Annotated in this window: 15 protein-coding genes; 6 read left to right on the top strand and 9 right to left on the bottom strand. The window is 64.8% G+C overall.

Annotation, left to right across the window (positions count from 1 at the left end; genetic code table 11):
* Window positions 1-12: 12 nt before the first annotated feature.
* The 7 genes from iolB to OKW37_RS17550 all read right to left on the bottom strand — a co-directional run bounded on the left by iolB (window position 13) and on the right by OKW37_RS17550 (window position 9,058).
* The gene (gene iolB, locus OKW37_RS17580) at window positions 13-813 is read right to left on the bottom strand and encodes a 5-deoxy-glucuronate isomerase (RefSeq protein ID WP_429404999.1); all 801 of its coding nucleotides are present in this window, start codon (window positions 811-813) and stop codon (window positions 13-15) included.
* Window positions 810-1,718 (bottom strand): myo-inosose-2 dehydratase, encoded by a 909-nt coding sequence (iolE, locus tag OKW37_RS17575; protein WP_184061474.1) that lies wholly within the window; start codon window positions 1,716-1,718, stop codon window positions 810-812. The genes iolB and iolE overlap by 4 nt, the downstream gene beginning before the upstream one ends.
* A gap of 19 nt (window positions 1,719-1,737) precedes the next feature.
* Window positions 1,738-3,717, bottom strand: a complete 1,980-nt coding sequence (gene iolD / locus OKW37_RS17570) for a 3D-(3,5/4)-trihydroxycyclohexane-1,2-dione acylhydrolase (decyclizing) (RefSeq protein ID WP_429405001.1) — start codon at window positions 3,715-3,717, stop codon at window positions 1,738-1,740.
* A complete protein-coding gene (locus OKW37_RS17565; protein WP_429405003.1) occupies window positions 3,714-5,738 on the bottom strand; it encodes a bifunctional 5-dehydro-2-deoxygluconokinase/5-dehydro-2-deoxyphosphogluconate aldolase in 2,025 nt (674 codons plus the stop codon). The genes iolD and OKW37_RS17565 overlap by 4 nt, the downstream gene beginning before the upstream one ends.
* 86 nt (window positions 5,739-5,824) lie before the next feature.
* Complete coding sequence (locus OKW37_RS17560) at window positions 5,825-6,631, bottom strand: ATP-binding cassette domain-containing protein (protein ID WP_090801043.1); 807 nt, start codon at window positions 6,629-6,631, stop codon at window positions 5,825-5,827.
* Window positions 6,632-6,644: 13 nt separating this feature from the next.
* Window positions 6,645-7,835: an ABC transporter permease gene (locus tag OKW37_RS17555; protein WP_429405006.1), complete on the bottom strand. Its 1,191-nt coding sequence runs from the start codon at window positions 7,833-7,835 to the stop codon at window positions 6,645-6,647.
* Between the two features lie 176 nt (window positions 7,836-8,011).
* Window positions 8,012-9,058 carry a sugar ABC transporter substrate-binding protein gene (locus OKW37_RS17550; RefSeq protein ID WP_429405008.1) on the bottom strand — a complete coding sequence of 349 codons (1,047 nt, stop codon included), beginning with the start codon at window positions 9,056-9,058 and terminating at the stop codon, window positions 8,012-8,014.
* 276 nt (window positions 9,059-9,334) lie between these two features.
* Here OKW37_RS17550 and OKW37_RS17545 point away from each other — a divergent pair, with 276 nt between their 5' ends.
* The 4 genes from OKW37_RS17545 to OKW37_RS17530 all read left to right on the top strand — a co-directional run bounded on the left by OKW37_RS17545 (window position 9,335) and on the right by OKW37_RS17530 (window position 12,636).
* Window positions 9,335-10,219 carry a MurR/RpiR family transcriptional regulator gene (locus OKW37_RS17545; RefSeq protein ID WP_184061480.1) on the top strand — a complete coding sequence of 295 codons (885 nt, stop codon included), beginning with the start codon at window positions 9,335-9,337 and terminating at the stop codon, window positions 10,217-10,219.
* Complete coding sequence (iolG, locus tag OKW37_RS17540; RefSeq protein ID WP_429405011.1) at window positions 10,212-11,228, top strand: inositol 2-dehydrogenase; 1,017 nt, start codon at window positions 10,212-10,214, stop codon at window positions 11,226-11,228. Before OKW37_RS17545 ends, iolG begins: the two co-directional genes overlap by 8 nt.
* Window positions 11,228-12,274: a Gfo/Idh/MocA family oxidoreductase gene (locus tag OKW37_RS17535; RefSeq protein WP_429405013.1), complete on the top strand. Its 1,047-nt coding sequence runs from the start codon at window positions 11,228-11,230 to the stop codon at window positions 12,272-12,274. The genes iolG and OKW37_RS17535 overlap by 1 nt, the downstream gene beginning before the upstream one ends.
* 134 nt (window positions 12,275-12,408) lie before the next feature.
* The gene (locus OKW37_RS17530) at window positions 12,409-12,636 is read left to right on the top strand and encodes a sulfurtransferase TusA family protein (protein WP_026225937.1); all 228 of its coding nucleotides are present in this window, start codon (window positions 12,409-12,411) and stop codon (window positions 12,634-12,636) included.
* Window positions 12,637-12,735: 99 nt separating this feature from the next.
* Here OKW37_RS17530 and galU read toward each other — a convergent pair whose 3' ends face one another.
* Window positions 12,736-13,617, bottom strand: a complete 882-nt coding sequence (gene galU / locus OKW37_RS17525) for a UTP--glucose-1-phosphate uridylyltransferase GalU (RefSeq protein ID WP_090801031.1) — start codon at window positions 13,615-13,617, stop codon at window positions 12,736-12,738.
* Window positions 13,618-13,679: 62 nt separating this feature from the next.
* Window positions 13,680-16,559, bottom strand: coding sequence for a valine--tRNA ligase (locus tag OKW37_RS17520; RefSeq protein WP_187610877.1), 2,880 nt, complete (start codon window positions 16,557-16,559; stop codon window positions 13,680-13,682).
* 879 nt (window positions 16,560-17,438) lie between these two features.
* Here OKW37_RS17520 and OKW37_RS17515 point away from each other — a divergent pair.
* Both OKW37_RS17515 and OKW37_RS17510 read left to right on the top strand, forming a co-directional pair.
* On the top strand, window positions 17,439-19,802 hold the full coding sequence (locus OKW37_RS17515) for a UvrD-helicase domain-containing protein (protein WP_429405016.1): 2,364 nt from the start codon (window positions 17,439-17,441) through the stop codon (window positions 19,800-19,802).
* On the top strand, window positions 19,799-20,593 hold the full coding sequence (locus OKW37_RS17510) for a 5'-methylthioadenosine/adenosylhomocysteine nucleosidase (RefSeq protein WP_429405018.1): 795 nt from the start codon (window positions 19,799-19,801) through the stop codon (window positions 20,591-20,593). The genes OKW37_RS17515 and OKW37_RS17510 overlap by 4 nt, the downstream gene beginning before the upstream one ends.
* Window positions 20,594-20,603 lie beyond the last annotated feature (10 nt).

Genomic DNA, 20,603 nt, shown 5'->3' with positions numbered 1-20,603 from the left:
CGAACAAATTAGTCAAGCATCCTTGTTGATGATCCATTCGTGCGCCGGATCGTTATGGAAATGCCAGACCCGCTGGCTGCCCGCCATCACGTTCAGATAATACGAGTCGTAGCCGTACGGCACGATGACCGGGTGATAGCCGCGCGGCACCATCACGACGTCGTGATCCTCGACGGCCATCGATTCGTCGATATCGCGTGAGTCGGTGTACACGCGTTGGAATGCGAAGCCTTGCGGCGGATCGAGCCGGTGGTAATAGGTTTCTTCGAGCGAGCTTTCGAGCGGGATATTGTCGGTGTCGTGCTTGTGCGGCGGGTAGCTCGACGCGTGACCGCCCGGCGTTCTCACTTCGACCACCAGCAGCGATTCCGCCGGCTCGGTGTGCGGAAGAATGTCGCACACGTAACGCGTATTCAGCGACTTACCGCGCGTCGAGTGCTTCATCGACGCCGGCTCGATCAGCCGCGCCGGATACTCGCCCTTGGCCGGCGCGCTCGCGACACCGATCTCCGCGTCGCGGCATGCGCGCACCGTCGCGCGCACATTCGGCGGCAAATACACCGCGTACGGCGCCGCGTCTTCGAACACGCTGTCGCGTGAACCGAGCGAGCTCCACGTCGTGCCCGGCGTTTCGATATCGACCGCGCCGCTCAGCACGACGATGCAAGCTTCACGCGCCGGCTCGAACACGTAGACGAGTTCGTTCGCGCCGAGCCGGTACGCGGCGAATCCCACATAGCGCCAGCAGGCCGACTGCGGCGTCACGCGCGCGATCGTCTGGCCTTCGCGCTCTGCCTTCACTAATAAGCTCATGCTGCCTCCTTGCCGAGCGGCGCATCGACGAGCGCCCGCAAAGTTCCATATCCCTTCTGCGCATAGTCGAACGGCGGCGCGACCACCGGGTCCTGCTCCGCCTCGACGACGAGCCAGCCGCAATAACCGTGCCGCTTCAACCGGTCGATCAGCGCCGGAAAATCGACCGCGCCGTCGCCGGGCACCGTGAACGCACCGGCGATCACCGCATCGAGAAAACTCCAGTTGCGATTGCGGGCGAGCTTCATCACGGCGGGGCGCACGTCCTTGCAGTGCACGTGGCAAACGCGCGCGATGTGTTGGTCGAGCACGGCCAACGGATCGCCGCCCGCCAACGTGATGTGCCCGGCGTCGAACAACAGGCCGACCGCGTCGCCTGTGCGCGCCATCAGCTGATCGACGTCGGCAGGCGTTTCGACGTACGCGCCCATATGATGATGATAGGCGAGCCGCACGCCGCGACTCAGCGTATAACGCGCGAATTCATCGACGCGTGCCGCGTAGCCGGCCCATTGCGCGTCGCTGAAAAAGCGCGGCCGTTGATACAGCGGGCGCGGCGCGCCCTGGATCGAATCGGCGACTTCGCCATACACCATCACGGTCGCGCCGTTCTGCGCGAGCAACTCCAGATGCGGGCCGACCGCGTCGATTTCTTCGGCGACGCTGCGCCTGGCCAGTTGTCCCGAGTACCAGCCGGACACGAGCGCGAGGTCGTATTGCGCGAGCAGCGTTTTCAGCGCTTGCGGCTCGCGAGGAAACTTGTTGCCGAGTTCGAAGCCCTGATAGCCGATCTGGCGACCCTCGGTCAGCGCGACTTCGAGCGGCGTCTCGCCGCCGAGCGACGGCAGGTCGTCGTTCATCCACGACAGCGGGTTGATGCCGATGCGTACGTCGAAAGCAGTCATGCCGGAGTCCTCATGGTTCTCAGTCGTGATCGGCGCCCTGTGACGGCGCAGGCGTCGCGGGCGGCGCCGCGCGCGCGGCGAGCTGCGCGTCGTACTTCGCGCGGGCCTCGCGCACCTCGGTGCGCGTCGATACTTCGGGCACCGCGACTTCCCACCACCAGCCACCGTCTTCGGTGGTGCGAGCCGGGTCGGTGTCGATGCTGATCACGTACGTGCCTCGCGCCGCGCGCGCGCGTTGCAGTGCCGCTTCGAGCTCGGCGAGATTGCGCGCATGCTCGGCTTGCGCGCCGAGCGCGCGCGCATGCGCGGCGAAGTCGATGCGCGGCGCGCCTTCCGGTGCGTGCACGCAATCGTCGAGCAGATTGTTGAACGGTGCGCCACCGCAAGCCTGTTGCAGTCGATTGATGCAGCCGAAGCCGCGATTGTCGAGCACGACGACGATCAGCTTCGCGCCGAGCATCACCGAGCTCGCGATCTCGCTGTTCATCATCAGATAGCTGCCGTCGCCGAGAATCACGATCACCTCGCGCTCGGGCCGCGCGAGCTTGACGCCGAGGCCGCCCGCGATCTCGTAGCCCATGCACGAATAGCCGTATTCGACGTGATACGCGCCGGGCCGGCCCGCGCGCCATAGCTTGTGCAGATCGGCGGGCAGCGTGCCGGCCGCGCAGACGACGATGTCGTCGGTCGGCGAGTGCGCGCTCGAACGCTGCACCGCGCCGATCACGTCGCCCTCGTAGGGCAGTACCGCGTCGCGTTGCGGCGCATGGGTGAGCGTGTGCACGGTGTCGCGCCAGCTCGCCGCGAGCTTGTGTGCGCGCGCAGTCCAACTGCGCTCGGCGTGCCAGCCATGCAGCGGCCCCGTTAGCGCATCGAGCGCGAGTTTCACATCGGCTTCGACGACGAAGCCGCGATGCTTGAGCGCGTCGAATCCGTTCGCGTTGATCGCGATCACGTCGGCTTGCGTGAACAGCGTGTTCGAGCCGGTCGTGAAGTCCTGCAGCCGCGTGCCGAGCGCGAGCACGCAGTCGGCGTCATGCGCAAGCGCGTTGGCAGCCGCTGAGCCGGTTACCCCGAGCGCGCCTGCATTCAGCGGATCGTTCCACGCGAGCGAGCTTTTGCCGGCCTGCGTTTCCGCGACCGGCACGCCATGCGCGCTCGCGAAACGGTGCAGCGCATCGGCCGCGCGGCTGTACAGCACGCCGCCGCCCGCGACGATCAACGGACGCTTCGCGTGCCGCAAGCGCGCGCACGCGGCGTCGATATCGTCGCTACGCGGCGCGGGTGCATGAAAGCGCACGACACGCGGCGTGAAAAAGTCCTCCGGGAAGTCCCACGCCTGCGCCTGCACGTCCTGCGGCAGCGCCAGCGTGACGGGGCCGCACAACGCGGCATCGGTGAGCACGCGGATCGCGCGCGGCAGCGCGCTCAGCAATTGCGCAGGATGCACGATGCGGTCGAAGTAGCGCGACAGCGGCTTGAACGCGTCATTCGCGGACACGCCGCCATCGTTGAAATCCTCGACCTGCTGCAAGACCGGATCGGGCGCGCGCGACACGAAGATGTCGCCGGGCAACAGCAGCACCGGCAAACGGTTCACGTGCGCGAGCGCGGCCGCGGTCAGCAGATTGGTGGCACCTGGGCCGATCGACGTCGTCACGGCCATCATGCGGCGGCGAAAGTGCGCCTTCGCGTAGGCGATCGCACTGTGCGCCATCGCCTGCTCGTTGTGCGCGCGCAAGGTCGGCAGCGCGTCGCGATGCTGATACAGCGCCTCGCCGATGCCCGCGACGTTGCCGTGACCGAAAATCGCGAACACGCCGCCGAACAGCGGTTCGACGTTGGTGCCGTCTTCGCTGGCGACGCGTTGCGCGGCCAGATAGCGCACGAGCGCCTGCGCCATCGTCAGGCGAATCGTGCCGCCGCTGCGCGCAGGCGCGTGCGCTTGCGTCGCGCCGCTGGCGGATGGGGTGTCGTCATGCATGATGCGCTCGTTCATGCGGCCTGCTCCTGATGAGCGTGATGAGGTGTGCCATGCGCCGCCGGTTCGCCGCGCGCACCGCGCCATGCGGCGATCAGCGTTTCGAACGTGAGGCGCACGCGCGCGATCAGTTCGTCGTCGCCAATTTCACCGGCGAGCCACGCATGGCTCGGTTCGTGAAAGATCGTGCGGCCGACCGTGAAGCCGCGGCACGTCGCCGCTTGCGCGGCCGCGCGAAAGCCCTCGCTCAATTGCTCGACCGCCGCCGATAAACCGAGCAGCACGACGCCACGGCAATACGGATCGCGCCCGGCGATCAGCGCGTCGATGGCCTGCCATTGCGCGGCGTCCATCGGTTCGAGCTTCCACCACTCGGGGTAGATGCCGAGGTTGTAGATGCGCTTTAACGCGCGATACACGATATCCGGTCCCTGCGGCAGCGACGCATGCTTCGGAGGAATCACTTCGAGCAGCAGTTCGTGGCCGCTTGCCTGGGTCGCGTCATACAGCGCGCGCAGTTGCGCCTCCTGTTCGAGCCGCTGCTCGATCGGCTCGTCGGGATGAAACTGCACGAGGCATTTCACGACGTGTTCCTGTGGCCACGCGATCAACGTGGTGCCGATCGAACGACCATGATCGAACACGAGCGGCACGGAGCCGGGCAGTTCGACCGGGCGGCCGATCCACCAGCCGCGACCGGTCGCGGCATTCAGCGCGTCCTGACCATAGCGGTCGTCGATCAGTACGCCGATGCGTCCCTGCAAGTTCAATGCACGTTCGGTTTGCGCGACCGCTTCGACGAACAAGCCCTTCAACCGGGCAATGCGCACTTCGTCGGCACCGGTCTGCTGCGCGAGTTCGAAGAACGGGTTGCGATGATCGAAAGCGAAGCCGAGCACCTCGTGCCACGCTTTGCGCGCCGGCGACACGCGATGCAGTCTTGCGAGCTTCGCATCGCGATCGGGGCGGCGCATGCGTTGCGGATCGGCCTGCGCTTCGCGCAGGAAGTAGTCGAGTTCGGCCGGTGTCGGCATCGCCGGGGCGCAGCCGTGCCGGGACACGACCAGCGCGCCGCTCGCATTCGCGGCGTGCGCGCAGGCGTCGAGCGGCTGATCGCGCAGCCAGCCGGACAGGAAGCCGGAAGCGAACGCGTCGCCAGCGCCGAGCACGTTCAGCACTTCGACTTCGACGCCGCCATGAATCGGCGCATCGTCGAGCGACGCAGGCACCTCGCCGTCGATGATCTGACAGCCGAGCGGCCCGCGTTTCAGCACGAGCGTGGCCGGCGTCACCGCGCGCACCATCGCGAGCGCGGCGGCGAGGTCGGCATTGCCGCCGGCGATGCGAAACTCTTCCTCGGTGCCGATCACCAGATCGAACAGCGGCAGAATCCGCTGCAAATGCGCGCTGACGCCTTCGCTCGCGACGAAACGCGTCTCGCCGTCGGCCTTGCCCGTGAGTCCCCACAGCACCGGGCGGTAGTCGATGTCGAGCACGGTGCGCACGTTGTTGCGGCGCGCGTAGTCGAGCGCGCGACGGCTCGTGCGATTGACCTGCTCGGTCGAGAAATGCGTGCCGGTGATCAGCAGCGCTTTCGACGACGCGATGAACGCCTCGTCGAAGTCGGCCTCGTCGACCGCCATGTCGGCGCAGTTCTCGCGGTAGAAGATCAGCGGAAAGGTGTCACGGTCCTTCAGGCCGAGCAGCACGAGCGCGGTCAGCCGATCGTGATCGATGCGCACGCGACTCACGTCGCAGCCTTCCTTCGTGAGCGTCTCCGTCAGGAAGCGCCCCGTGTGATCGTTGCCGACGCGCGCCAGCATGGCCGCGGCAAGCCCGAGCCGCGCGCAGCCGAACGCGATGTTCGCCGACGAGCCGCCGAGATACTTCGCGAAGCTCGACACGTCTTCGAGCCGTGCGCCGACCTGCTGCGCGTACAGATCGACGGCCAGCCGGCCGAGGCACACGATGTCGCGGGCGCGCCCCGGCGCGAACCGGCTGTCCGCTGCGTTACCGCTGGAGGTGCTGGAGTGAGCCATGAATAGTCCTGAGTAACAGTGCGCGGTAGGTGCGCGTCGGCCAGCCGGGCGAAACGCGCCGAGGCTGGACGTGCCGCGCGAATCGGTCAGATCGTCGCGCCTTCGAGTTCGCCGATCATCTTCTGCATCTCGGCGCCGCCGGCCATCATGTCGAGCACTTCGTTCTTGCTGATCGTCTGTTTGGTGAACGTGCCGAGCGAGCGGCCGCGATTGAGCAGCGTGAACGAATCGCCGATCGGATACGCGTGGTGCACGTTGTGCGTGATGAAGATCACCGAGATGCCTTTGGCGCGCGCCTTGTGGATCAGCTTCAGCACGTTGAAGCTCTGCTTGACGCCGAGCGCGGCGGTCGGTTCGTCGAGAATCAGCACGCGCGCGCCGAAGTGGATCGCACGCGCAATCGCCAGACATTGACGCTCGCCGCCCGACATCGTGCCGATCGGCTGATGCGGGTCGCGCACGTTGATGCCCATTTCGGCGAGCTTGTCGCGCGCGGTGGTTGCGCAGGTTTCGAGGTCCATCACGTTCAGAAGGCCGAACAGCTTTTTCTGCGGCTCGCGGCCCATGAAAAAATTGCGCGCGACCGATAGCAGCGGCACCAGCGCGAGATCCTGGTAGACGGTTGCGATACCGAGATCGAGCGCGTCTTTCGGCGACGTGAAATGCACCGGTTTGCCGTCCACCCGGTAGGTGCCTTTGCTCGGCTGATACACGCCCGCGAGCGTCTTGATCAGCGTCGACTTGCCGGCGCCGTTGTCGCCGAGCAGGCAATGCACTTCGCCGCGTATGAGGCGCAGCGTGATGTCGTTTAGCGCGATGATGTTGCCGAAATAACGGCTGACGTTTTCCAGCGACAAAATGATGTCGTCGGTGTTTTGTTCGGGGGTGCTCATCAGGAACCTCCGTCTAGCGCGATGCCGCGACGCGGCCGCGCACGTAGTGGTTGAACAGCACGGCGAACAGCAGCATCACGCCGAGGAACACGCGGAACCAGTCGGAATCGACGTTGGTGTACGTGATGCCGATCTGCACGACGCCGAAGATCAGCGCACCGAAGCATGCGCCGATCACCGAGCCGTAGCCGCCTGTCAGCAGCGTGCCGCCGATCACCGCCGCGATGATCGCCTCGAACTCCGCCTGCAAACCGCGGTCGGCCGCGGCCGAACCGATGTCGCACACCTGAAGTACCGCATACAGGGCCGAGCAGAACGCGGTCAGCACGAACAGCGAAATCTTCACGCGACGCACCGGTACGCCGACGTTCTTGGCCGCGTTGGCATCGCCGCCGACCGCGAAAATCCAGTTGCCGAAGCGCGTCTTGGCGAGCGTGAACGCACAGACCACGGCGAGCACGAGCCACCACAGCAGCACCTTGGGAATGCCCGGCACGAGCGGCGTGCCGTTGTCGAGCAGCTTCACGAGGCCGAGGTGGCCGAGCCACACGAACAGACCTTTGAACGCGACGCCCTGGAAGAACGTGTGCGCGAACCAGTCCTGACGCGCGACGTCGCCGACGCCGGAGATGATGGTGCGATCGGCGAACATCACCGATAGCGCGAGCGTGAGACCGCGCAGTATGAACAGGAACGCGAGCGTGACGATGAACGACGGCAGGCGCGTGCGTATCACCAGATAGCCGTTGAGCGCGCCGAGTAGCATCGAGCCGACGAACGCGAACAGGATCGCCAGCCAGATCGGCCAGTGGAAGTACATGGTCGGCAGCGCGACCATCATGCCGGCAAAGCCGATCATCGAACCGATCGACAGATCGAACTCGCCGGCGATCATCAGCAGGCACGCGCCGACCGAGATCAGACCGAGATAGGCGGCGACCTGCGACCAGTTCATCACGCCGTCGAGGTTGAACATCCCCGAGTTGCCGGCCGCCACGCCGAACACGATGAAGACCATCACGGTGCCGGCGAGCGCCGCGAATTCCGGTCGGCCGAGCAGATGGCGGAACCAGGATTCCTCGCGCACGCGTTCGTCGACGGCAGCGGATTGCGAGGCGGTCGTCGCAGCAGACTTCGCCGGGTCCTGCGGATCAGGCGGCGGTTGCTTGCGGTGATGGGGATGAAACAGGTCGGCGACACCCATTGAAGCTCTCCTTGATACGCCCGCGACCGGCGGGTCGGCGCAATGCCGTGGGCGTTTGCGAATCCGCTGAGCGGGCGGGCGCCGGCAAGACGCCATGCGTCCCGCCGGTCACTGCCTTTTAACCTTGCCGCCGGCGCGGCGGCTTAGGCGCGCGATTGCGATGCGTTGCCGTGCGTTCAGCGGTACTGACCCGCGTACTTCAGCACCTTGTCGACGTTGGCCTTCGTGATGAAGCCCGGGCCCGAGCCGATATTGCGCGGCCCGTAGGACGGCGTGAGCCCATAAGTGGCAAGACGCTCCTTGAACTTCGGATTCGCCTGCAGGATCTCGCGGATTTTGGCCGGATCGGTGGTGTGGTCCTTCTTCACGATCGCGAGTACGGCAACCGGGATATAGCCCTGCAAGTACGGTTGCTGGTCGATCGCGAACTGGATCGTGCCGTCCTGGATGCCCTTCGCGATGTCGCTGTCGAAGTCGAACGTCGCGAACCAGATCTTGCCGGCGAGGCCCATCTGCTGCAGCGCCTTCAGCGTCGGATCGGCCGACAGCGGACCGAGCGTCAGCACCGCCTGGGTATCCGGATGATTGCGCAGGAACGCGCTGACCTTCGACTGCACGCCGGTCGGGTCCTGGCCCGTGTCGAGCGTCGAGGTTTTGAAGTTGGCGCCGATCGCTTCGGCGAAACCGCGGCAGCGTTCGAACGAAGCCGGGTTCGTCGCGTAGTGGTTCACGCACAGGAACGACTTGATGCCGGCGGCCTTGGCCTTTTCTCCGGCGGCTTTGCCGGCCGCGAACTCGGGCTGGCCGACGTGCATGATCGCGCCGAGCTTCGCGCTTTGCTCCTCGGTGCCCGAATTGATCGTGACGAGCGGAATGTGCTTCTCCGTGACCTTCGCGATCGAGCTCTTCAGCACGTCGAAGTCGGCGATCGACACGATCACGCCGTCGTAGTTGCGCGCGGCCGCCTGTTCGATGAGACGCGCCATGTCGGCGATGTCGCCGTTCGGCGGGTTGCGGTAGTCGGTCTGAACGTTGAAGTCCTCGTCGGCCTGCTTGATCGCGTTCTTGATCGTGTTCCACCATGAGTCCGAATCCGGCGCGTGGCTGATCAGCACGAAGTGCGCGTCCGCCGCGCGGGCTGCCGAGGTCGCGCCGAATCCCGTCGCCAACGTCAACGCCGTCACCAGAATCCTGAGCGTTGCCCTGCCTCTGCAAAGTCTCATTGTCTCCACCTTTCTCGGTCTGTCGTTCGTTATTGAGGGAGCGACTGGCGGGCGGCTTTCCATTCCGATGACCCACACAACGAGGCCGAAGCGCCATCGCTCACGACCAAGAGTAGGTCATCTTCCGAAGCCTTGCAAAGAAAATTTCATGACAAATAAAAATGGAAAATACGTTCCATTTGACGGGGCGGCCGCCTATACTCGGCAACGTCGGATGCACGTTGCGGCGGGCCGCGGGCGCGTCTGCCGCATTGCAGGAAACCCCGAGAGGCTGTCATGGCGGAACAGATCACCGAAGAAGCGGTGCCGAGCGTCGACGAATTGATGCAGCGCATCGCGGATACCTACGAGTCGCTGCCGCGGCAGTTGAAAAGCGTCGCGACGTACATCGAGCAGCATCGCGCGAGCGTGATGATGGATCGCACGAGCGATATCGCCGCGAGCTGCGGCGTGCATCCGTCGGCGGTCGTGCGCTTTGCGCAGCGCTTCGGCTTTTCCGGGTTTTCGGATCTGCAGGCGGTGTTTCGTCAGGCGTATACGGGGCAGGGCGTGTCGTCGTCGAGCTATCAGCAGCGCATCCGCAAGCTGATCGACGAGAAGCCCGGCACCTTGTCGGGCGGCGCGGTCGCGCGCGAGTTCATCGCCGCGTCGCGCGGCGGCCTCGAAGAACTCGAAGCGGGCCTCGACGACAAGCAGTTCGATGCCGCCGTGAAGATGCTGCAGCAGGCCGACAACATCTACGTGATCGGGGTGCGGCGCTCGTTTCCGGTCGCGAGCTACATCGTCTATGCGTTGCAGCACACGCACAAGCGCGTGCATCTGGTGTCTGGCTTCGGCGGCATGTATCGCGAGCAGATCCGCAGTGTCAGGAAGGGCGACGTGGTGATTGCGATCAGCTTCGCGCCGTACGGCAAGGAGACGCAGTACTGTCTGCGCGTCGCGCATCATCTTCAGGCGAAGACGCTCGTCATTACGGATAGCCAACTATCGCCGCTCGCACGCTACGCCAGCACGCAGCTGTACGTGAAAGAGGGCAGCGCGTTCGCGTTCCGCTCGCTGACCAGCACGATCTGCCTGTGCCAGGCGCTCTTCATCGCGCTCGCGTACAAGCTCGAACTGAACGTTGAAGAATCCAACGACACTGGAGGCTACGATGACTGACGCGGTAAGCACGATCGACGTCGCCGTATTCGGCGCGGGGCGCATCGGCAAGATCCATGCGGCGAATCTCGCGCGGCAGCCCGGCGTGCGGCTCAAATACGTGGTCGACGTGAATCGCGAGGCGGCCGCCGCGCTCGCCGCGCAGCATGGCGCGCAGGTTGCGGATAGCGACGGCGCGATCGGCGATGCATCGATCGGCGCGACCGTGATCTGTTCGAGCACCGACACGCATGCGGACCTGATCGTCAAATCGGCCGCGCAGAACAAGCACGTGTTCTGCGAGAAGCCGGTCGATCTCTCGTTGGAGCGCGCGCGGATGTGCGCAGAAGCGGTGGAGCGCGCCGGTGTCGTGTGCATGATCGGTTTTCAGCGGCGCTTCGATCCGACGTTTTCCGCGTTGAAAGCGCGTCTCGACGCGGGCGAGATCGGCACGCCGGAAATGCTCGTCGTCACGAGCCGCGATCCGGGCGCGCCGGCGGTCGAGTACATCCGGCACTCGGGCGGCATCTTCAAGGACATGCTGATTCACGACTTCGACATCTGTCGCTGGATTCTCGACGACGAAGCCGACACGCTGCACGCCACCGGCAGTTGCCTCACCGACCCCGCGATCGCCGACGCGGGCGACATCGATTCGACCGCGGTGACGATCCGCACGAAGCGCGGGCGGCTGTGCCAGATCAATACCGCGCGGCGCGCTGCCTACGGCTACGACCAGCGCTTCGAAGTGCTCGGCAGCACCGGCATGCTGCAGGCGGGCAACGTGCGGCCCACCGAAGTCACCGCGTACTCGAAGACGGAAGTATCGACCGACGTGCCCGAGGCGTTTTTTCTCGAACGCTATCGCGCGGCATACGCGCTCGAAATCGCGCATTTCTTCGACGCGGTCACGCATGGCAAGCCGGTGCGCACGACCGTTGCGGATGGCCTGAAAGCGCTCGAACTCGCGGAAGCCGCGACGCGGTCGTGGCGCGAGGGCCGTGCGATCAAACTCGGCGAGGCAGCGTGATGAAGCCCGCCACGGAGCGCTTGCGGATCGGCGTGGTCGGCCTTGGGCGGCTTGGCAAGCGGCATGCGGAGAATCTCGCGTATCGCGTGCCGGGCGCGACGCTCACGGCCGCGTGCAGTCCGCTCGAAGATGAACTGGCATGGGCGCGTGATGCACTACCCGAACCGCGTCTCTACGCCGATTACGCGGACCTGCTCGTTGATCCGCACGTCGACGCGGTATGGCTCGTCACGCCGTCGTCGCTGCACGCGCAGCAGATCGTCGACGCATTGCGCGCCGGCAAGCATGTGTTCTGCGAAAAGCCGCTGTCGCTCGATGTCACCGAATGCGAGCGCGTGCTGGCCGAAGCGGCGCGCTATCCGCACCTGCAGGCGACGATCGGCTTCATGCGCCGCTTCGATCCGAGCTACCGCGACGCGTTCGATAAAATCGCCGCCGGCCAGATCGGCCGGCCGTTCCTCGTGCGCTCGCAAACCACCGATAAAAACGACGACGACGGTTTCTTCGTGCGCTTCGCGGCGACCTCGGGCGGCATCTTTCTCGACTGCACGGTGCACGACATCGACGTCGCCCGCTGGCTGCTCGGCAAGCCGCGCGCGACGCGCGTGTTCGCGGCGGGCACGGTCGCGCTGCACGAGGGTCTGCGCGAATTCGGCGACGTCGACAACGGTGTCGCGATCTGCGAATTCGAGGGCGGCAAGCTCGCGACGTTCTACGCGTCGCGCACGCAGGCGCACGGCAACGATACGCACAGCGAAGTGATCGGCACGGCGGGCGCGCTGACGATCGGCCGCAATCCGCGCGCGAACCGCGTCGAGATCTACGACGCAACCGGCATTCGCAACGAGTGCACGCCGAACTTTTTCGACCGGTTCGAGGACGCGTTTCTGCACGAGGCACGCGCGTTCGTTGCATCGGTGCAAAAAGGGCCGGGGAAGGGCGATGCGGCACAGCGTGGCGCGACGCTCGCCGATGCGCTCGAAGCGACGCGTATCGGCGTGGCGCTGCGCGAGTCGCTGCAAAGCGGCGAGGCGGTGACGCTGTAACGGCGCGCGGCACGGCACGCGTGGAAATGGGCGTCGTGGCGATGCCCGGCGCCGCCGCTCCGCCTGCTGTAGAATTTGACCCTCTGTCCGGCGTCGTCAACGACGCCCCGTCCCGAAGGTCATCGTCGATGCAAATTCAGATTCACAAGGAAGTCGATGCGCGCGGGCTCATGTGCCCGCTGCCCATCCTGCGCGCCAAAAAGGCGCTCGCCGACATGGAAAGCGGCCAGATTCTCAAGGTGCTCGCCACCGATCCCGGCTCGCAGCGCGATTTCGCCGCGTTCGCGAAGCAGACCGGCAACGAGATCGTCGAAAGCTCGGCGCATGACAAGGTGTTTACGTTTCTGATGCGGCGTCGATGAGCTGCATTCGGTAAAACTGTCGGTCCGATGTAAAAAAGAAGGCGCTGTCCCCATTATTCGGGGTACAGCGCCTTCTTCGTTTCAGCCGGACTTTCGACGTCAGCCTTCGAGAACCGGTGAGCGGGTACGCAGATATTCTTCGAAATCGGCGGCTACTTCCGGGTGACGCAGGGCAAACTCGACGGTCGCCTTCAGGTAGCCCAGCTTGCTGCCGCAGTCGAAACGTGTGCCGTGATACTTGTACGCGAGCACCTGTTCGTCGGCGAGCAGCGACTGGATCGCGTCCGTCAGTTGCAATTCACCGCCCGCGCCCGGCTTGATGGAGCGCAGGTGATCGAAGATGCGCGGCTTCAGCACATAACGGCCCACCACGCCGAGGTTCGACGGCGCCACGCCCGGCTCCGGCTTTTCGACGATGCCCGACATCTTGATGATCGAGTCTTCCCATTCCTTGCCGTCGACGATGCCGTACGATTTCGTATCTTGCGGCGGGATCTCTTCGACGCCGATCACCGAGCTGTGGTAGTGATCGAACACCTCGATCATCTGCGTCATCACGGGCGGCGTGCCGTACAACAGGTCGTCCGCGAGAATCACGGCGAAAGGGTTGTCGCCGACCAGCTTCTCGGCGCACAGCACGGCGTGGCCGAGGCCCAGCGCCTCGGCCTGGCGCACGTAGAAGCAGTCGACGTGGCTCGGCTTGATGCTGCGCACGAGTTCGAGCAGCTTGTCCTTGCCGCGCGCCTCGAGTTCGGCCTCGATCTCATAGGACTTGTCGAAATGGTCTTCGATCGCGCGCTTGCTGCGGCCCGTGACGAAGATCATTTCGGTGATGCCGGCCGCCATCGCCTCTTCGACCGCGTACTGAATCAGCGGCTTGTCGACGATCGGCAGCATCTCCTTCGGGCTAGCCTTCGTGGCGGGGAGGAAGCGGGTGCCAAGACCGGCTACCGGAAAGACCGCCTTCGTAACTTTTAGCATGTGAATACCCTGAGTCCTCTGGTTAAATCCTTGCCCGCCGTTGAGGGGGGCGGGCGCGTCGGTCAGGCCGGCAAGCGGGCCAGTTGGGCTTTCAGCTTGCCGACGGTGGCTTCGAAATCGGCCAGCCGCTTCTGCTCCTGTTCCACGACCGCCGCCGGCGCCTTCGCAACGAAGGCCTGATTCTGTAGCTTACCGTTGCACTTGACGATTTCGGCGCTCAACCGCGTGATCTCTTTCGACAGGCGTTCGCGTTCGACCGCTGCGTCGATTTCGACCTTCAACACGAGCTTGTCCGTTCCTACGATAGCAATCGGCGCGCCATCCGCCTGGGCGTCGAGCGCGGCCTCGTCGGCGATGATCTGCACCTCCGACAGACGCGCAAGTGCCTGAGCGTAAGGCGCGAAAGTACGAAGACGCTCCGCATTGCCGGTGGCGAGCAACGGCACCTTCACCGCCGGCGACAGGTTCATTTCACCGCGCAGATTACGGCATGCATCGATCACCGCTTTGAGGTCGGTCGCCCACCGCTCGGCGTCTTCATCGAGCTTCGACGGCTCCGCGACGGGGTACTGCTGCACCATGATGGACGCCTCGCCCTCGGCCTTGCCTTCCGGGTAGCGTCCCGCGAGCGGCGCCACTTTCTGCCACAGCGCTTCGGTGATGAACGGGATCACCGGATGCGCGAGGCGCAGCACCGTTTCGAGCACACGCAAAAGCGTCCGCCGCGTGGCACGCTGCTGGTTCGGCTGCCCCGTCTGGATCTGCACTTTGGCGAGTTCGACGTACCAGTCACAATATTCGTCCCATACGAACTTGTATATGGCGTTGGCCACATTGTCAAAACGATAGTCGGAAAAACCCTTGACGACTTCCGCTTCCACGCGCTGCAGTTGCGACACGATCCAGCGGTCGGCCTGCGAGAAATGCAGATTGCCTTCTGGCCCGCATTCGCCACATTGCGCCGGCTGGCCGAAACCGCAGTCGTGGCCTTCGCAGTTCATCAGCACGAAGCGCGTGGCGTTCCACAGCTTGTTGCAGAAATTGCGATAGCCTTCGCAGCGCGCGAGGTCAAAATTGACGTTGCGGCCGAGCGTGGCCATCGACGCCATCGTGAAGCGGAGCGCGTCAGTGCCGAACGCCGCAATGCCGTCCGGAAACTCCTTGCGGGTCTTCTTCTCGATCGACGCGGCCAGCTTCGGATTCATCAAGCCGGTGGTGCGCTTCGCGACGAGCGCGTCGAGGTCGATGCCATCGACGATGTCGATCGGGTCGAGCGTGTTGCCCTTGCTCTTCGACATCTTCTGGCCTTCGGCGTCGCGCACGAGACCGTGCATATAGACCGTTTCGAACGGCACCTTGCCCGTGAAGTGCGTGGTCATCATGACCATGCGCGCGACCCAGAAGAAGATGATGTCGAAGCCGGTGACGAGCACCGACGACGGCATGAAGTGCTTCAGCTCTTCGGTTTCGTTTGGCCAGCCGAGCGACGAGAACGGCACCAGAGCGGACGAGAACCACGTGTCGAGCACGTCTTCGTCGCGCTTCAACGCCCCCGTGTAGCCGGCCGCGACGGCCTTCGCGCGCGCGTCCTCTTCGGTCTTGGCGACGAACACTTCGCCGTTCTCGCCGTACCACGCCGGAATCTGATGACCCCACCACAGCTGACGCGAGATGCACCAGTCCTGGATGTTTTCGAGCCACTGGTAGTACGTGGTGGTCCAGTTTTCCGGCACGAATTTGATCTGGCCGTTGCGCACGACGTCGAGCGCGGTTTCGGTGATCGACTTGCCCGGATTGAACGTGCCTTCGGGCGCCGGCTTGCTCATCGCGACGAACCACTGGTCGGTCAGCATCGGCTCGATCACGACGCCGGTGCGGTCGCCGCGCGGCACCATCAGCTTGTGCGGCTTGACCGATTCGAGCGCACCGAGCGCCTCGAGATCGGCGACCACCAGCTTGCGGGCTTCGAAACGGTCGAGGCCGCGGTATTTTTCGGGCGCGTTGTCGTTGATCTTCGCGTCGAGCGTGAGGATTTCGATTTGCGGCAGCTTGTGGCGCAGGCCGACCTGATAATCGTTGAAATCATGCGCGGGCGTGACCTTGACGACGCCTGTGCCGAATTCGCGGTCGACGTAATCGTCGGCGATGATCGGCACTTCGCGGTTCGACAGCGGCAGCGTGATGGTCTTGCCGATCAGGTGGGCGTAGCGCTCGTCTTCCGGGTGCACCATCACGGCGGTGTCGCCGAGCATGGTTTCCGGACGGGTGGTCGCGACGGTCAGATGGCCCGAGCCGTCGGTCAACGGATAGTGGATGTGCCACAGGTGGCCGTTTTCTTCTTCGCTGACCACTTCGAGGTCGGATACGGCGGTGAGCAGCACCGGGTCCCAGTTCACGAGGCGCTTGCCGCGATAGATCAGGCCCTGTTCATACAGACGCACGAACACGTCGCGCACGGTGGCCGACGTCTTGTCGTCCATCGTGAAGTATTCGCGCGACCAGTCGATCGATGCACCGAGACGACGCACCTGATTCGTGATCGTGGAGCCGGATTGCTGCTTCCACTCCCACACGCGCTCGACGAACTTCTCGCGGCCGAGGTCGTGGCGCGACACGCCCTGCGCGTCGAGCTGGCGTTCGACGACGATCTGCGTGGCGATGCCTGCGTGGTCGGTGCCCGGCACCCACAGCGTGTTCTCGCCGAGCATGCGGTGATAGCGGGTCAGGCCGTCCATGATGGTCTGGTTGAACGCGTGGCCCATGTGCAGCGTGCCCGTGACGTTCGGCGGCGGCAGCTGGATCGAGAAATCCTTGCGGTTCGCGTCGAAGGAGGGCGCGGCGTAGGTGCGCTTTTCCCATTCAGGGCCCCAGTGGGCTTCGATGGTGTGGGGTTCGAAGCTTTTTGCAAGCGTCGAGGTCGGGTCGCTCGGGGTGTCGCTCATGTTTCTGTTAAAGGCAGGATTTTGGAGGCGGGGAAGGGTTGATTATAGCTGGACGAGGTTTTTTGCCGGCCGGCGGCCGGTGTGGACAGGGGTTATGCTTTTTTCGTTGTTCTGGCTTTGTTGGCCTTTCCTTGTTGTCTTATCGGTTTATTAGCGTTGCCCCTGTGCGGGGCGGGGCTTTTTTCGTTGTTCTGGCTTTGTTGGCCTTTCCTTGCTGACTTATCGGTCTATTAGCGTTGCCCCTGTGCGGGGCGGCACCTACTTTCTTTGCTGCTGCAAAGAAAGTAGGCAAAGAAGACAGCTAAAACCGCCAGCTCTTAAGCGGGTCCCTCGGTCCGCATAAGGTAGTGGTGCATCTGGAATCCGTGCTCCCGCACATTCGGCGCCAGTGACAAGGCGGTCATTCTTCCGGCGGCGCTGCGCGCGCCGAAACCCCTTCAAAAACCACCGGTTGTTTCGGCGCATCGCCGAGGCGCAGCCGACGGCCCCCGCTGCGCGGGCCAAGCCATTGGTTTCCCTGGCAGACCCGTCCGCGACGCACGTAGTGCGGAGTGGGAGGGATGATGGCTTTGTCACGAACGGGGAATGTGCGGGGGCCCGGATTCCAGATGCACCACTACTCCTTCCAAGCCAGGGGACCCGCTTAAAAGTTTGCGGTTTGAGCTGTCTTCTTTGCCTACTTTCTTTGCAGCAGCAAAGAAAGTAGGTGCCGCCCCGCACAGGGGCAACGCTAATAGACCGACAAGACAACAAGGAAAGGCCAACAAAGCCAGAACAACGAAAAAACCCAACCCATATCCAGAAGAACAAAAAAAACCAAAAAAAGCGCCGCCCCCGCCGGGGCATATAATGTCCCCCGAACTGCGCCTAAGCAAAAAAATGCCCGACCTCCTCTCGAATCTAAACCCCGAACAACACGCCGCCGTAACGCTCCCGAATGAGCCCGCCCTGATCCTGGCGGGCGCCGGCAGCGGCAAAACCCGCGTCCTGATCACCCGCATCGCGTGGCTGATTCAGCAAGGCCTCGCGTCCCCCGCGACCGTCCTCGCGGTGACCTTCACGAACAAAGCCGCCCGCGAAATGATGGCGCGCCTCTCGGCGCTATTGCCGATCGACACGCGCGGCATGTGGATCGGCACGTTCCACGGCCTGTGCAACCGTATGCTGCGCGCGCATCACCGCGACGCCGGGCTGCCCGCCACGTTCCAGATTCTCGATACCGCGGACCAGCTGTCGGCGATCAAGCGCCTGATGAAGGGCCTCAACATCGACGACGAAAAGTACCCCGCGAAAAATCTCCAGTACTTCATCAACAACGCGAAAGAGCAGGGCCTGCGCCCCAAAGACGTCGACGCCACCGACAACTTCAACCGCAAGTTCGTCGAACTCTACGAAGCCTACGATCAGCAATGCCAGCGCGAAGGCGTCGTCGACTTCCCCGAGCTGCTGCTGCGCTGCTACGAACTGCTCGCGCACAATCCGCCGCTGCGCGCGCACTACCAGGCGCGCTTCAGGCACATCCTCGTCGACGAGTTTCAGGACACCAACAAGCTGCAATACGCGTGGCTGAAGCTGCTCGCGGGCCAGCACAACGCAATCTTCGCGGTCGGCGACGACGACCAGTCGATCTACGCGTTCCGCGGCGCGAACGTCGGCAACATGCGCGACTTCGAGCACGAGTTCAACGTGCGCAATCTGATCAAGCTCGAGCAGAACTATCGTTCGCACGGCCATATTCTCGATGCCGCCAACCAGCTGATCGCGAACAACTCGCGACGCCTCGGCAAGAATCTGCGTACCGACGCGGGTCACGGCGAACCGGTGCGCGTCTACGAATCGGCGACCGATTCGCAGGAGGCCGGCTGGATCGTCGAAGAGATTCGCGCGCTGATCAACACCGGCCTGTCGCGCAGCGAAATCGCGGTGCTCTACCGCAGCAACGCGCAGTCGCGCACGATCGAGCACACGCTCGTCAACGCGGGCATCGCGTATCGCGTGTATGGCGGCCTGCGCTTTTTCGAACGTCAGGAAGTCAAGCACGCGCTCGCATACCTGCGCCTGATCGACAACCCGAACGACGACACCGCGTTCGGCCGCGTCGTCAATTTCCCGACTCGCGGCATCGGCGCGCGTTCGATCGAACAGCTCGCCGACGCGGCGCGTCTGTACAACTGCTCGATGGCCGCGGCGATTCCGTACGTCGCCGGCAAGGCCGGCTCGAGCCTCGCCGCGTTCGCGAACCTCGTCGGCAAGATGCGCGCCGACACGCAGCAGATGAGCCTGCCGGAGACCGTCGAGTACGTGGTCCGCGCGAGCGGTCTCGCCGACTTCTATCAGAACGAGCGCGAAGGCCAGGAGCGGCTCGAGAACCTGCAGGAACTCGTCAACGCGGCCGCCGCGTTCGTCAGCGAGGAAGGCTACGGGCTCGATACGCCCGCGCGCTCGATTCCGCTGCGCCCAGGAGCCAGCGCCGCGCCCGAACTCGCGGTCGCGACCGACGATCCGACCACGGTGGTCCTCGACGCACCGGGCGTCGCCGATCCGGCGCAAAACCCCGACACGATGACGCCGCTCGCGGGCTTTCTGTCGCACGCATCGCTCGAAGCGGGCGACAACCAGGCGCAGGCCGGCCAGGAAGCGGTGCAACTGATGACGGTGCACGCGGCAAAGGGGCTCGAATTCACCGCGGTGTTCATCACCGGCCTCGAAGAGGGGCTGTTCCCGCACGAGAACAGCGCGATGGAGGCCGACGGCCTCGAAGAGGAGCGGCGTCTGATGTACGTCGCGATCACGCGCGCGAAGGAGCGGCTGTACCTGTCTTTCGCGCAGAGCCGGATGCTGCACGGCCAGACCCGCTACAACATCCGCTCGCGTTTCTTCGACGAATTGCCGCAGGAAACGCTGAAGTGGCTGACGCCGAAGGTCGAGGCGGGCTCGCGCTGGGGCGGCCGCTCGGACAACGCCGGCTACGGGCGCGACTGGTTCGCGCGGCCGGGGTACGGCGGCGGTTCGGCGTCGACGGCGGCGGTGACCTCCGCGCCGGCGCCCGCGTTCGCGAACGAGCAGCGCGCGGCCGACACGGGCTTCCGCGTCGGCCAGCAGGTGTTCCATACCAAGTTCGGCGAAGGCACGATCACCGCACTCGAAGGCAACGGCACCGACGCGAAAGCGCAGGTCCGCTTCAAGCGGCACGGCGAAAAGTGGCTGGCGCTGGCGGTGGCTAAATTGCAGGCGGTCGAATGAGCACGCCCTTGAATCTCAGCCACGATGCGCGGCGGCCGCTCGGCGTTCTGGCCGCGTTACCGCAGGAACTCGGCGACCTGATCGAAGCGATGCGCGCCGGGTCCGGCGTGCGCACGGTCACGCACGGCCAGCGTGACTACCACGTCGGCACCGTGCACGGCACGCCGTGCGTCGTCACGCTCGCGCGCGTCGGCAAGGTCGCGGCGGCCGCGACGGTCAGTGCGCTGATCCACGCGTTCGATGTCGAGGCGATCGTGTTCACCGGTGTCGCGGGCGGTGTCGGCGGCGACGTGCATGTCGGCGATATCGTCGTTGCGAGCGCGCTGATGCAGCACGATGTCGACGCGTCGCCGCTTTTTCCGCGCTTCGAGGTGCCGCTGCTCGGCATGTCGCGCTTCACCACCGATGCGGCGCTCGCCGACCGTCTAACCGCCGCATGCGAGCAGTTCGTCGCCGAGGAAGGCGCGGCCTGCGCGGCGCGCTTCGGCACGCGCGCGCCGCGCGTGCATCGCGGCTTGATCGTCAGCGGCGATCAGTTCGTCGCGAGCGCGGCGGCCGTCGCGGCGTTGCGCGACGCGCTGCCCGACGCGCTCGCGGTCGAGATGGAAGGCGCGGCGATCGCGCAGGTCTGCTACGAGTACGGCGTGCCGTGCGCGGTCGTGCGCACGATCTCCGATACCGCCGACGACCACGCGCCCGGATCGTTCATGTCGTTCCTGACCGGGATCGCGGGCACATATTCGAACGCGATTCTCGCGCGCTTTCTCGGCACGCGAGACACCGCGGGCTGAGCGCCCGCTT

It is taken from the genome of Paraburkholderia sp. MM5482-R2 (assembly GCF_050436125.1).
GTDB lineage: Bacteria > Pseudomonadota > Gammaproteobacteria > Burkholderiales > Burkholderiaceae > Paraburkholderia > Paraburkholderia tuberum.
This window is presented reverse-complemented; position numbering and strand designations above follow the sequence as displayed.

Bases quoted from the DNA above. Each gene is read 5' to 3' on its own strand.
- iolB (WP_429404999.1), bottom strand. From the start codon at position 813: ATGAGCTTATTAGTGAAGGCAGAGCGCGAAGGCCAGACGATCGCGCGC.
- iolE (WP_184061474.1), bottom strand. From the start codon at position 1,718: ATGACTGCTTTCGACGTACGCATCGGCATCAACCCGCTGTCGTGGATG.
- iolD (WP_429405001.1), bottom strand. From the start codon at position 3,717: ATGAACGAGCGCATCATGCATGACGACACCCCATCCGCCAGCGGCGCG.
- OKW37_RS17565 (WP_429405003.1), bottom strand. From the start codon at position 5,738: ATGGCTCACTCCAGCACCTCCAGCGGTAACGCAGCGGACAGCCGGTTC.
- OKW37_RS17560 (WP_090801043.1), bottom strand. From the start codon at position 6,631: ATGAGCACCCCCGAACAAAACACCGACGACATCATTTTGTCGCTGGAA.
- OKW37_RS17555 (WP_429405006.1), bottom strand. From the start codon at position 7,835: ATGGGTGTCGCCGACCTGTTTCATCCCCATCACCGCAAGCAACCGCCG.
- OKW37_RS17550 (WP_429405008.1), bottom strand. From the start codon at position 9,058: ATGAGACTTTGCAGAGGCAGGGCAACGCTCAGGATTCTGGTGACGGCG.
- OKW37_RS17545 (WP_184061480.1), top strand. From the start codon at position 9,335: ATGGCGGAACAGATCACCGAAGAAGCGGTGCCGAGCGTCGACGAATTG.
- iolG (WP_429405011.1), top strand. From the start codon at position 10,212: ATGACTGACGCGGTAAGCACGATCGACGTCGCCGTATTCGGCGCGGGG.
- OKW37_RS17535 (WP_429405013.1), top strand. From the start codon at position 11,228: ATGAAGCCCGCCACGGAGCGCTTGCGGATCGGCGTGGTCGGCCTTGGG.
- galU (WP_090801031.1), bottom strand. From the start codon at position 13,617: ATGCTAAAAGTTACGAAGGCGGTCTTTCCGGTAGCCGGTCTTGGCACC.
- OKW37_RS17520 (WP_187610877.1), bottom strand. From the start codon at position 16,559: ATGAGCGACACCCCGAGCGACCCGACCTCGACGCTTGCAAAAAGCTTC.
- OKW37_RS17515 (WP_429405016.1), top strand. From the start codon at position 17,439: ATGCCCGACCTCCTCTCGAATCTAAACCCCGAACAACACGCCGCCGTA.
- OKW37_RS17510 (WP_429405018.1), top strand. From the start codon at position 19,799: ATGAGCACGCCCTTGAATCTCAGCCACGATGCGCGGCGGCCGCTCGGC.